General features: G+C 61.0%; 8 protein-coding genes. 6 read left to right on the top strand and 2 right to left on the bottom strand.

Translation table 11 applies throughout. The features are described from left to right. Window position 1 precedes the first annotated feature (1 nt). From arcB to PG888_RS08970, 6 genes are all read left to right on the top strand, one after another. A complete protein-coding gene (gene arcB, locus PG888_RS08995) occupies window positions 2-2,314 on the top strand; it encodes an aerobic respiration two-component sensor histidine kinase ArcB (protein ID WP_111808616.1) in 2,313 nt (770 codons plus the stop codon). A gap of 51 nt (window positions 2,315-2,365) precedes the next feature. Next, window positions 2,366-3,730, top strand: coding sequence for a dGTPase (gene dgt / locus PG888_RS08990; RefSeq protein WP_058053058.1), 1,365 nt, complete (start codon window positions 2,366-2,368; stop codon window positions 3,728-3,730). 318 nt (window positions 3,731-4,048) lie between these two features. Continuing rightward, on the top strand, window positions 4,049-4,252 hold the full coding sequence (locus tag PG888_RS08985) for a hypothetical protein (RefSeq protein WP_042059910.1): 204 nt from the start codon (window positions 4,049-4,051) through the stop codon (window positions 4,250-4,252). Window positions 4,253-4,412: 160 nt separating this feature from the next. Then, window positions 4,413-8,681: an ATP-binding protein gene (locus tag PG888_RS08980; RefSeq protein WP_182938903.1), complete on the top strand. Its 4,269-nt coding sequence runs from the start codon at window positions 4,413-4,415 to the stop codon at window positions 8,679-8,681. Beyond that, a complete protein-coding gene (locus PG888_RS08975; protein ID WP_111808608.1) occupies window positions 8,662-9,873 on the top strand; it encodes an EAL domain-containing response regulator in 1,212 nt (403 codons plus the stop codon). Before PG888_RS08980 ends, PG888_RS08975 begins: the two co-directional genes overlap by 20 nt. A 38-nt stretch (window positions 9,874-9,911) precedes the next feature. Continuing rightward, window positions 9,912-11,888, top strand: a complete 1,977-nt coding sequence (locus PG888_RS08970) for a HAMP domain-containing methyl-accepting chemotaxis protein (protein WP_182938904.1) — start codon at window positions 9,912-9,914, stop codon at window positions 11,886-11,888. 53 nt (window positions 11,889-11,941) lie between these two features. Here PG888_RS08970 and rfaH read toward each other — a convergent pair whose 3' ends face one another. Together rfaH and metQ are read right to left on the bottom strand one after the other, a co-directional pair. Further along, window positions 11,942-12,442 carry a transcription/translation regulatory transformer protein RfaH gene (gene rfaH / locus PG888_RS08965; protein ID WP_042059913.1) on the bottom strand — a complete coding sequence of 167 codons (501 nt, stop codon included), beginning with the start codon at window positions 12,440-12,442 and terminating at the stop codon, window positions 11,942-11,944. A gap of 96 nt (window positions 12,443-12,538) precedes the next feature. Further along, window positions 12,539-13,339: a methionine ABC transporter substrate-binding lipoprotein MetQ gene (gene metQ / locus PG888_RS08960; RefSeq protein WP_075113702.1), complete on the bottom strand. Its 801-nt coding sequence runs from the start codon at window positions 13,337-13,339 to the stop codon at window positions 12,539-12,541. Window positions 13,340-13,348: the final 9 nt, after the last annotated feature.

The raw sequence follows: 13,348 nt of genomic DNA, 5'->3' as shown, positions 1-13,348 counted from the left end.
GATGAAACAGATTAAATCCTGGGCGCAATATTACGTCGATCTGATGACCAAGCTGGGACTGGTGCGATTCAGCATGTTTCTGGCGGCAGGCATTATCGTGCTGGCGGTCGCCATCCAGATGGGGGTGACCCTGTTCCTGCGCGGCAATATCGATGTGATCGACTTCGTTCGTTCGGTCTTCTTCGGCCTGCTGGTGACCCCCTGGGCCGTCTATTTTCTCTCCATCGTGGTGGATCAGCTGGAGGACTCCCGCCAGCGGCTGACGCGCATGGTGCGCAAGCTGCAGGATATGCGCGAGCGGGATCTGGAGCTCAATACCCAGTTGCAGGAGAACATCAGTCGCCTCAACGCCCAGATTGCCGAGACCAACCGGGCCGAGAGCCTGCGTCTGCAGGCCATCGAGGATCTGGAGAACGAGGTGTTCCAGCGCGAAAAAGCCCAACTCCATCTGGGGGAGCGCACCGCCCTGTTGCGATCCTTTATCGACTGCTCTCCGGATCTGGTCTACTACCGCAACGAGGATGAGCAGTTCTCCGGCTGCAACCGCGCCATGGAGGAGTTGACCGGCAAGGTGGAGGCGGAGCTGATCGGCCTGACCCCGTTCGATGTCTACAAGCAGGAGATCGCCAACAAGATCGTCGAGACTGACCGGCAGGTCTTCGCCAGTAACGAGCCGCTTACCTACGAGCAGTGGCTGGAGTATCCCGATGGCCGTAAGGCCTATTTCGAGCTGCGCAAGGTGCCCTTCTTCGATCGCTTCGGCAAGCGGCTCGGTCTGCTCGGCTTTGGCCGCGACATCACCGAGCGCAAGCAGTATCAGGACAAGCTGGAGAAGGCGAGTCGCGACAAGACCACCTTTATCTCCACTATCAGCCACGAGTTGCGCACCCCGCTCAACGGCATCGTGGGCTTGAGCCGGATGCTGATGGATACCCCCCTCGATCCCAAGCAGCATCAGCAGCTCAAGACCATCCACCTGAGTGCGGTGACCCTTGGCAATATCTTCAACGACATCATCGATCTCGACAAACTCGATCGTCGTCGCCTCGAAATTGCGCCGACCCGCATCGACCTGCCCGCCTTCCTCGACGAGCTGGAGACCCTGTCGCGTATTCAGGCAGAGCAGAAGGGGCTCTATCTGCACTTCGATCGCGACGGCGACATGCCGCAATTCGTGATGGCCGATGGCACCCGCTTGCGCCAGGTGTTGTGGAATCTGGTGGGCAACGCGGTCAAGTTTACCGATGAGGGGGGCGTCACCGTACGTTGTCTCGCCCATCCTGCCGACGAGCCGGGCAAGCTGGCCCTGCACTTCGAGGTGGAGGATACCGGTGTCGGCATCCCGCGCGCCCAGCAGGAGAAGATCTTCGCCATGTACTATCAGGTGCAGGGCAAGAAGCACGCCACCGGTACCGGCATTGGGTTGGCGGTCTCCCGTCAGCTGGTGCAGGCGATGGGGGGCCAGCTCTACGTGGACAGCGATCCGGGCGAGGGCTCCTGCTTCACCGCCGAACTGGAAGTGGCCTGCGCCGAGCCGGTGCTGGCCGAGCCGGAAGAGGAGATGCCCTCCCTCGATATCCTGCTGGTGGAGGATGTGGAGCTCAACGTGACGGTGGCTTGCGCGTTACTCAACAAGCTGGGTCATCAGGTGCAGGTGGCGCGGGACGGCACCCAGGCGCTGGCGATGGCCAACCCGGATGATTTTGACCTCATTTTGCTCGATATCCAGCTGCCGGACATGACCGGCTTCGATGTGGCGGAACAACTGCTGGCGCGTTATGGCGACAGCCTGCCGCCCATGGTGGCGCTCACCGCCAACTCAACCGGCGATCGCCAGTACTACCGGGATCACGGCATGCAGGATGTGATCAACAAGCCGCTCGGTTCCAAAGCGGTGCGGGAGGTGATTGGCCACCTGTTTGCCGGTCTGGCCGAGGATGAAGCGGACGAGCAGGCGGATGCGGGCAATCAGGATGCGCTGCTGGACTTGCCCTTCCTCACCGATTACGCAGATACCGTGGGCAAGCCGGTGCTGCTCTCCAGCGTCGATCTGTTCGAGAAGATGATGCCGGACTACATGGCGGTGCTCGACTCCAACATGATTGCCAAGGATCAGGCGGGGGTGGTGGAGGAGGCCCACAAGATAAAAGGGGCGGCAGGTTCCATCGGCCTGCGCCGTCTGCAGCAGACGGCCCAGCTGATCCAGAGCCCGGATCACCCCGCCTGGTGGGAAAACGTGGAAGACTGGATTGAAACGCTGCGCCGCGAATATCCCGGCGATATCGCCCGTCTGCGGCGCTGGTTGTTGTCTTGAGGCGGGTGGTTGTCTTGAGTCTGAGGGACGTTGTTGGCAAGGAGCTGCAAGATGTATAGCCGTTTGATTACCCCCGCGCGCATCCACTCCTGGGGGGATGAAGATCTGCTGGAGGCGACCGAGCAGGATCGCGCCCGCATCGTGCAGGCCGCGCCGGTGCGCCGGTTGCAGCAGAAGACCCAGGTCTTTCCGCTCGATGTGAAGGCCTCGGTGCGCAGTCGCCTCACCCATTCGCTGGAGGTGCAGGAGACCGGTCGCCAGATCAGTCGCCGCATTCTGGCCGCCTTGCCAGCAGGCGTGGTCTGCGAAGGGGCCTTTATCAATCTGGTGGAGATGTCCTGCCTGCTCCATGATGTGGGCAACCCGCCGTTTGGCCATTTTGGCGAGCAGGTGATGAGCCAGTGGCTTGGCGAGATGCTCGATCCCCTCTATCAGCAGGCGCTGGCGCAGCCCCCCTCGGCCCAGTGGGCGGAATTGCGTCAGGATCTGCAGTTGTTTGATGGCAACGCCCAGAGCCTGCGGCTGGTGCACAGCCTGCACGAACTCAACCTGACGCTCGGGCAACTGGCGGCGCTGTGCAAATACCCGCAGCAGCCGCAACCCGGCGTGAGTTACGGCCAGCATCACGGCTGGAGCAGCAAGCGCGGCATCTTCTTCAGCGAGCAGCCGCTCTACCGCGCCCTCGGCCAGAGTCTGGGGCTGGCCCCCGGCTGTCGCCATCCGCTGGTCTACATCATGGAGGCGGCGGACGACATCTCCTACTGCATCGCCGATCTGGAAGATGCTGTGGATCGGCGGATCCTGACACTGTCAGAGCTGCTGGTGGCGTTGCGCCGTGCTGATGGAAGCGACTATCTAGCGGCGTTGCTGGATGAGGCATTGGCCTCTGGTCGGGGCTTTTTCCCCCATTTTCGCCAGCAATTGACCCGTGATCTGGTGGCACTGGCGGCGCAGAGCTATGTCAGCGAACATCAGGCCATTTTGCAGGGCTCCTATCCGCAGGCACTGCTGCACGGTCAGGCGCCGGCGGCGCGGGTGCTCGATATCCTCAAACAGGTGGCCCGGGAGCTGGTCTTTATGCGCCCCGAGGTGGAAGCGCTCGAGCTGGAAGGGTATGCGGCGCTGCGTGGGGTGCTGACCAGCTATGCCTGTCTGTTGGCGCTGCCGGCGCGGCAATTTGCTCGCCTGTTGGCCGGGGAGGGGAGTCAGGATCTCTTCTTCGCCCGCCGCCTCTATCACCGCCTCTCGGCCCGCCATCTCAAGGCCTACCGGCTGGCGATTGCCACCCCGGACTCGCGCTTTGCCTGCCAGCATGAGCAGGAGTGGTATTACCGGGTGCGGCTGCTGCTCGACTACGTCAGCGGCATGACAGATACCTATGTGCTGGAGGAGTACCGGCTGCTCTCCGGGATCTGATGCCCGGGGTTGCCCCTGGTCAGGCAGCATAAAATGCCATGAAAACGTTTAAAAAGGAGTCGCAGGAGGCTTGTTTTAAATTCGGATATTTTTTAGACTTCTGCAACCTGTTCAACTTTTACCCGGTAAGGAGACGAATATGCAACATCTGATGCTCAATATTGCATTCTCTCGCGGCACTGCGTGCGGCGTGAAATCTCGTGCTCTTTTACCGCGTGGCGTAAACAGGTAACTCCTGTCTTTTTATCACCCGCGGTTCGTCCCGCAGGGTGATATCCACTTTCTCCGGGAGAACCGCCTGTTCTACTGGAGAATGTCATGTCTATCGAACTGGTTTTACTGCGCAGTGTTGAATCCCTGGTCCAGAGAAGGATTGCTCGGGTCGAGCGTCGTCTCGTGCAGGTCAATCTGTCACCCGCCCTGCTCAGGGATATCGGGCTGGAAGGGTATCAGGGTCAGATCTCCCTCGTTCGCGAGCGGGAGTATCAAACCGGCTTCCGACTCGGGAATCGAATAACCTGATGGAAGGGGCCTGTATGGCCCCTTTCTTGGCATTGATGGCAGACCCCGGTCTGCCATTTTCATTTTATTAAGCTGTGGTTAAGTTAATGCGCGAATATCCATTCGCGAATTTTGCGAAAATCTCTATTATTTGCGGCCGACCTTTCTTTGGATTCAGGTTATGAGCCGCACTCGCCGTTTATTTCAGTTTATATCCCTGCTGCTATGGTGTGTGCTGGGACTGAGTGAATCTAAAGCAGGGCTTAATCCATTGGCGCTTACAGAGGCCGAACGTCAGTGGAGCGCGGCCCATCACGAGCTGATCATCGGTATGCCGATGATGGGAGCGCCCCCTTATAGCTACAAGGATGCGGTACAGGGGTTCAACGGCCCGGTGCCCGAGATGGCGCTATTGATCGCCAGAGCGCTCGGCTTGCCCCTGCACTACAAGGAGTTCACCTCCTATGACGAGGCGCTGAGCGCGTTGCAGGCGGGCAAGGTGCACATCATCATCAATTTTCAGCCCGGAGAGCAGTGGGAAAACCAGATAGCCTCGGTGCCCTTTCCGTTCTTTATTCCGCAGGGGGTGCTGCTGAATCGCACGCTCACCCGGCTCTCTCTTGACGAGGCTCGCAAGCTTAAATGGGTCTGCATGGTCGGGACCGACTCCTGTGGCCAGCTCGAGGCGCTGGGTCTGGTGCCGGTCAAGGCGGTGGAGCGGCGCAGCGAAGCCACCTTCATGCTCAAGCAACAGCTGGCGGATGCCTATCTGGCGGATATGCCATCGCTATTGTCGGAGCGGGCACAAAACCCCAATGCCGGTTTTTCGATTGTCAAACCGCAGTGGGCGCCGGTCTCCTCCTTGTCCGTCAATATGCTGCGCAACAACTCCGGGCTCACCAGCCTGATAAACCGGGTCATGCCCGAGCTGCCGGTGACGGACATGCGCCCGATCCTTGAAGCCATCAATGGGGGGCAGACTACGGCATCGGGGGAGATCACCACGGTCAAATTTACCCCCGAGGAGCAGGCGTGGCTGCGCACGCATCCGATCTTGCGCTACGGCATCTCGCCGCACTGGGTCTCGATGAGCGAGTTCAATTATCGTGGCAAGCTGGTGGGCTACGTACCCGATATGGTGGCCCTGCTGCGCCGCTACTCCGGGCTGGAGTTCTCGCTGGTGCGTACCGAATCCTGGCGAGAGACCCAGAATTTGCTCAAAAAACACCTGATCGACTTTATTCCGGTGATGAGCCCGTCGGCAGAGCGCGAGCATCTGGGGATTTACACCCCCAACTACATGTTTGTTGACCGCGTCATCGTGGGGGGGAGAGAGAGCAAAAATCTCTCCGACATCGAATTGTTGCGAGGCACGCGGGTCGGCATTGTGGATGCGTCCATTGACGAGGAGCTGTTGGCCTCGCTGGGGGCCATTCCGGTGGAGGTGAAGGATGACAGCCGCCTGCTGCGCCTGCTCGATGAGGGGCGGGCCGATTATGTGCTGCTTACCATGACCACCCTGCCGGCCGCCCTGGGGCGAGGCTTTGAAGATCGCTATCGGGTGGTCTACTCCGGGCAAAACTTGCGACTTCCCGGCGCCATGGGGGTATCCCCCGCCGACCCCATGTTGCAGCAGATCCTGACCAAGATCCTCTATGCCATCCCCCAGCACGAGATTGACAAGCTTGAATCCCGTTGGCTGACGATGCGGCTGCAGACCGGCCTGGATACCCGCACCGTGGTGCTGTGGTTTCTGGTCTGCGCGGGGGGGGCGCTGGTGTTCTTTACCATCTTCTGGCACTGGAACCAAACGCTGCAGCGGCAAAATGATCAGCGAAAACAGGCCCAAAAACAGCTCAACGAGCAGCTGGCCTTTGTCCAGACGCTGCTCGACTCCTTGCCGAGCATGGTGGCACTGCGAGATCGCCAACAGAACCTGACCCTCTGCAACAAGGCGTATCGGGAGGCCTTTATCGGCGCAGAATCCGGCGGGGATGGCTGGAGTTATATGCATACCGAGGAGCGGGAGCAGATGCTGCGTGAAGAGCAGAGCGTCTGGGCGACCGGCGTCAGGCTGGAGGGCGCTGGCTATACCCGGCGGATTGACGAATCCCAGTTCCATGTGGTCTATGTCAAGTTGCCCTACCGGGCGGCAGATGGCGAGATCCAGGGGGTATTGACCGTGCTGACCGATGTCAGCGCCCTGAAAGCCGCCGAGGACAAGGTGCGCGAAGTGGAAGCCATGCTGCGGGACATGACGGACAGCATGCCCGGCGTGGTCTATCAGTATCTGTGGCATCGCTCGGATCAGGGACGTTTTCTCTATGTCTCGCAAGGGGCGGGGGAGACGCTGGGGGTGCCTTCCCAGGCCCTGATGTCCGCCAGATCCGAGTGGAAGACATTTGGCGTCAGTGAAGAGGTGTTGCAGGCGTTCTTCAGTCGGGTTGCCGCCAATGCGCCGACCCGGACGCCGATCGACTGGGAGGTCAAGGTGCCCCACTACGGTGGCGAACGCTATCTGCAGGTGCGGGGCAGCTTCGTGGAGCAAGGGCCGGATACCCTGCTGCTCAACGGCATGGTGCAGGACATCACGGCCCTCAAACAGCAGCAGTATGAGTTGCATGAGGCGCGCGCCAGCGCCGAACAGGCCATGCAGGCCCGCAGTCGCTTTCTGGCCACCATGAGCCATGAGCTTCGCACGCCGATTTCGGGGATGCACGGCATGCTGGAGCTGCTGCGGATGAGCGACGTGGACGATGATCAGCGCTATCTGCTGCGCAACGTGGTCACCTCGACCAACAACCTGCTCTATCTGGTCAACGATATCCTCGATTTCTCCAAGATCGAGGCGGGCCAGCTTCATCTGGATTATCAGTCGAGCCCGTTGCAGTCGGTGATTTGCGATGCGGTTCGTGGTCATGCCGCCCAGGCCCATGGCAAGGGGTTGCAAGTCGAGTTCAGCTGGGAGAGCGAGGTGCCGGATCGGGCGGATATCGATGCCATCCGGGTGGCGCAGGTGGTCTCCAACCTGCTGAACAATGCGGTCAAGTTTACCGAGCGCGGGGTGATTGCCATTCGCGTCAGGTATCGGGAGCAGCAGCTCGCCATCACGGTAGCCGACTCCGGCATCGGGATCGCCGAGGAGAAGCAGGCGCTGCTGTTCACCCCGTTCGAGCAGCTCGACTCCGATATCAATCGTCGTTATGGCGGCACCGGGCTGGGATTGGCCATTTGCGATCAACTGGTGCGCAAGATGGGGGGCTCGCTGAGCCTCAATAGCCGGGCCGGTGAGGGGGCCAGTTTCTGCTTCACCATTCCGCTGAGCAACCCCCACTGGGATCTCCCGGCGCTGACAGGCAGCGAGTGGTGGTATTTCGGTGACGACCACCTGCTGGAACAGACGATGACGCGGTTGGGGGCCAAATTGCACCCTATCGATGCCAACCGGCTGGCTCGGGGGGTCAATGGCCTGCTGCTGGCCGACGAGCGCTGGCTGGCGCGCGATCTCGGCCACAACTGGTTGGAGCGGGTGCAGCAGCCCGGGCTCAAGGGGATCGTCTTCTCCCCTGACGAGGTGCTGCGAACCCGACTGGGCCCGGCGCGCTGGTGGCGACTGGGACTCTCTCCTCTCTATCCGGACCTGCTGCTGGAGAGTGGCCGCGAGCTGCTCTGCGGGGTCGTCAATCCGGTGATGGCTACGCATGCCGACAAGTTGAACGGTCGGGTACTGGTGGCGGATGACCATCCGGTCAACCGGGCCCTGCTGGAGCGCCAGCTGGGGATCCTGGGGGTCGAGTGCGTGGTAGTCGAGAACGGCGAGCAGGCGCTGCAGGCCTGGCAGGCAGAGCCCTTCTCGCTGTTGCTGACCGACTGCCATATGCCGGTGATGGATGGCTATACCCTGACCAACACCCTGCGCGCCAACGGCGATCAGGCCCCCATCATAGGGGTGACGGCCGATACCTCGGAGGAGGCGTCGGCCCGCATGGTCGCCGCCGGCATGAACGGCATGCTGATCAAGCCTTATATGCTGGAAGCGCTGCGCCAGACGCTGGTGCAGTGGCTGCCAGCCTGCGCAGCCGTGACTCCGGAGCCGCTCACCGGCGCGTCGGCGCTGGCTGCCCGCTGGATGGCGCTGTTTGGCGATGAAGAGGATGCCAGAGCCATGGCCAGCGAATATCTGGCCTCCAATCTGCTGGATCGCGAAGAGATGATGGCGGCGCTGGCGGTCCGCAACGGGGACGCGTTGCTGGAGATCGCTCACCGCATAAAAGGGGCCGCCCGCATGGTGGGGGAGTGTGCCCTGGCCGAACAGGCCGAACTGCTGGAGAGTGCCGCACGGCTCAAGCAGCTGGATGAGTTTGCCGTGCTGGGGCAGGAGGTTGATCTGCTGATCAACCGGGTTACCTACGAGACAGGATTATGGCTGAATGAACAAGCGCGAGCATGAAGTGGTCATCATGGTGGCTGAGGATCACACCTTTCAACGCAAGGCGCTGTTGCATCAGATCCGTGGCCTGGGCTATCGGCAACTGCTGGAGGCGCGGGACGGGGTGGAGGCGCTGGCGCTCTGCCAGCAGCAGAGAGTCGATATCCTGCTCTGTGACCTGCGGATGCCCGGCATGGATGGCATGGGTTTGCTGCGCCGTCTCTCGCAGGCAGGCTTTCGCGGCGGCATCATCCTCTCCAGCGCGCTGGAGGGGGATGTGGTCGAGGCGGTGCTGCGCATGAGTGCCGCCTATGGCTTGCATGTGCTGGGGCGGCTCGACAAGCCCGCCCGGCCGGGGCAACTCGCACAGCTGATTCAGTCATGGTCTCCCGCCCGGGAGCCCTCCCGTCAGGAGGAGGGGCACAGGATCGATCTCGATCAGCTCAAACGCGGCATCGAGCAGCAGCAGATCTTGCCCTGGTATCAGCCGAAGGTGAGCTTCGCCACGGGTCAGTGGGCCGGGATGGAGGCGCTGGCTCGCTGGCAGCATCCCGAATATGGACTCATCTCGCCGGGACTCTTTATCCCGATGGCGGAAGAGCACGACCTGATTGCGCCCCTGACCGAGATCATCATTGGCAAGTCGTTGAGTGATGCCCACCTGTGGGGGGAAACCGGATTGTCGATCAATCTGTCGATGAATCTGTGTGCCAGCTCCCTCAATGACGGCAGTCTGTGCCAGACCCTGATTGACCAGTGTCGGCACTGGAGCGTGGATCCGGCCCTTATCACCCTGGAGGTGACCGAGAGTGCTTTCATTCGTGACATCGGTGCCATGCTGGAGGTGCTGACCCGGCTGCGGATGCACGGTTTTGGCCTCTCCATCGATGACTTTGGCACCGGCTACTCCTCGATGCAGCAGCTGGCGCTGCTGCCCTTTACCGAGCTGAAGCTGGATCGCTCCTTCGTCGATCGCTGCCATGCCGATCCGGCGCACCTGGCCATTATCGAGTCCAGTATCGAGCTGGCCCGCAAGCTCGGGCTCAAAACGGTGGCAGAAGGGGTGGAGGACGCGGCGACCTGGCACCTGCTGGCCAGGCTCGGCTGTGACCTCTGCCAGGGCTTTTTCTCCGCCCGCCCGATGCCGCACAGTGAGTTGGCAAGTTGGCACCGGACTTGGCAAGATAGATTGCCTACACTGATATCTATCTGATTCTGTTGGCTGGCTCCTCCGTTTGAACAAGGATGTTCATGAAAATCTCAAGCAAGCTGTTGCTCAGCTTCGGTTTTATCAACCTGCTGATGCTGCTCTCCTCCACCCTGGTCTATTACCGGCTTACCCAGATCAATCAGGCCCAATACACCCTGCTGGAGCAGGCGCTGCCCGCTCTGCAGCGGGATGAGGCGAGCCAGAAGGCGCTGGTGGCCACCGTCTCTGCCTTGCGTGGCTACCTGATCCTCGGCAAGGATCCGGCTCAGGCCTCCCGCCTCAAGCAGGAGTGGGAGTCAGCCTGGCAGGCCATCGCCCATCAGACATTCAGCCCGGCGCTCGCCCAGTCCCTCGAGACCTTCAAAAGCCATCAGGAGAAGGTGTGGGCCATCGCCCAGAGCGAAGAGAATCTGCCTGCCCACACCCTGATGCTGCAGGAGGCGGGGCCGCTGGCGGAGGCGGCACTCGATCAGTTGCAATCCTTTGCCAATGAGGAGGTTGGCACTGCGCAGGATCAACTCTCCGGCGATCGCCGCATGCTGCTCAAGCAGGTGGGGGATGCCTACAACAGCCTCGCCAACGCCCTCTCCGCCCTGCGGGATTTTCTTATCTCAGGCGATCCCGAATACCGCAGCAAATATCAGGATTACTACCAGTTTCACCAGCAGCGGGTGGCAGAGGTGAAGCAGCAAGCCGCGCTCTTTACCGACACCCAGCAGAGCCTCTGGCAGCTGTTTGAAGAGATGGCGACTCCCTTCTCCGTGCTGGTGGGGCAGGTGATCGAGAAGCGCCAGGCGCCCGATTGGGATCAGGCCAACTACCTGATGGCCACCGACATCGAGCCGATGCAGTCCACTCTCAGTGAACAGCTGGTCCAGCAGGTGGGCAAAACCCGCGCCGAGGTGGCGCAGATCGCGGCGCAGATGACCCGTGCCGGTAGCGCCATCAACCAGACCCTGCTGCTGGCTACCGGCAGTGCCATCGTGCTTGGCATGCTGGTCGCCTGGCTCTTTAGCCGCCGTCTGACTCGTGACATTGCCAGCCTGGTAACCCGGGCGGGGCAGGTTGCCGATGGCCGACTGGCAGCCCGGCCCTTGCCGATAACGGGGCAGGATGAGTTGGGAGAATTGACTGGCTCCATCAACCGGATGTCTGTCCAACTGCGCCAGTTGGTAGGTGAGTTGCAGGGGGCGGTGGGGCAGGTAGAAGAAGCCTGTGGTGAGGTGGGTAGCACCACGCGGGCCATCGTAGTGGATTTGACGGTGCAGGATCAGCGGGTCGATGCGGTGGCGGCGGCTATCGATCAGATGTCAGTCAGCGCCCGGGATGTGGCTGGCAATATCGCCGCCGCGGCAGGTGGCGCCCAGCAGGTGCAGCAGCAGACCCGACAGGGGCAGGCCGCGCTGGCGCGGATGACCGACGCCATGCAGCAGATTGCCGCCATGATTGGGCAGGCCAACGAGGCCATGGGGCTGCTGGCGCATCAGAGCGAACAGGTGGGGCAGATCACCGAGGTGATCGCCACGATCGCGGAGCAGACCAACCTGCTGGCCCTCAATGCGGCGATCGAGGCGGCGCGGGCAGGCGAGCAGGGACGCGGGTTTGCGGTGGTGGCCGATGAGGTACGCCAGCTGGCGACCCGCACCCATCAATCAACCGCCGAGATCAGCCAGACCATTGCGGCCATCTCCCAACAGACTCGCCAGACGGTGAGTACCGTCAGCAGCGGTACCCGACTGGTGGAGCAGGGGCGGGATGCAGTCGGCCTGGTGACCGATACCCTGAGTGCCATGAACCAGCTGGTGCAGTCGCTGTCGGGTCAACTGGAGGCCATTTCGGTGGCGACCGAGCAGCAGTCGCGGGTGGCTGCCGAGGTTGCCGGGACGGTCGATGATATTGCCGCGCTCAGTCGGCAATCCTGCCAACGCAGTCAGCAGGGGGAGGAGATCGTAGCCAGACTGGCTGGCGATACCGGCAAGCTGACGGCGGTGATCTCCCGCTTTGATCTTGAGGCATGAGATGGCGGGATCACCCCGCCCTTGCCATTTATCCGGTCGTTTGGACTGTTGGTTTAGTCCAGCCGTCTGAAGGCGTGGTTATCGAAGCTGCTGGTGGTCTCGCGATTGAGCAGACTGACCAGCAAAATCGCCCGTTTATCCCCATCCGGCTCCATATAGATGGCTTCGAAGCCAGCCAGTGGCCCCTCTTCAATCAGTACCTTGTCGCCCGAGCAGGGCAGGTTGGCGTAGCAGGCTCGTGCCTCGTCGCTGTCATCACGACTCATCAGCTGATAGACCAGCTTGCTGCTGATCGGGGTCCATTCACTGCCAAAGTGGATGATCCGGCTGATGCCACGGGTCGATTTCAGGGTGACCGGTGTCACCTCTTCCAGATCGACGAAGATAAACAGATAGTTGGGGAACATGGGTTCCCGTACCGGAACTCGCTTGCCCCGGCGCAGCTTCTCGATCTCCACCATGGGGTAATAGGATTCGATACCCTGGGCATCGAGGTGGGCGCGGGCGCGGGCCTCTTCTTTTGGCTTGCAGTAGGCCAGATACCATTTTTTCATGTTATGAGTATGTTCGTGTTGCCGTGCTCGCGGATATGATAGCGGCGCCAATAAAAAAGGCCACGCATTGCGTGGCCTTTTTTGCCAAGTGAGCAATTACCAACCTTTTACCAGGCCGCCTTTGAACAGCTCGAGACCTTTCTTGTAGACCTCGTCGGTCTGATAGGACTGGACAAACTGTTTGACCTTCTCGTCATCCTTGTTGTTGTCGCGAGCGACGATCAGGTTGACGTAGGGGGACTCCTTGTCTTCAACAAACAGGCCGTTTTCGGTCGGGGTCAGACCAATCTGACCGGCGAAGGTGTTGTTGATGATGGAGAGATCCACATCTTCCAGTGAACGGGGCAGCTGGGCAGCTTCCAGTTCGACAATCTTGAAGTTGCGCGGGTTGCTGGCGATATCCAGCACGGTGGCTTCCAGACCGGCGCCATCCTTCAGGGTGATCAGACCCTGTTTGGCCAGCAGGATCAGCGAGCGACCCAGGTTGGTCGGATCGTTCGGTACCGCGATCTGGGCGCCATCTTTCAGTTCGCTCAGCGCCTTGATCTTCTTGGAGTAACCGGCGATCGGGTAGACGAAGGTGTTGCCAACCGGCACCAGCTTGAAGTCGCGATCACGCACTTGCGCATCCAGATAGGGTTTGTGCTGGAAGGCGTTGACGTCGATGCTGCCATCGTTCAGCGCCACGTTCGGGGTGACGTAGTCGGAGAAGTTGACGATCTCGACGGTCAGACCGTATTTCTCTTTGGCGACCTTGGCCGCCACTTCAACCAGTTCGGTCTCGGGGCCAGCAATGGCGCCCACTTTCAGAACCTTGCTCTCTTCTTTTTGACCGCAACCGGCCAGAACCAGACCAGCCAGCAGCGCAGCCGCAACGGATTTGATGCCAAATTTCATAAAACCTCC

It is taken from the genome of Aeromonas sp. QDB23, assembly GCF_027707745.1.
In the GTDB taxonomy this organism is placed as follows: Bacteria; Pseudomonadota; Gammaproteobacteria; order Enterobacterales; family Aeromonadaceae; genus Aeromonas; species Aeromonas allosaccharophila.
The sequence above is the reverse complement of the archived record's forward strand: the minus strand, read 5'-3'. Positions and strand labels throughout refer to the sequence as shown.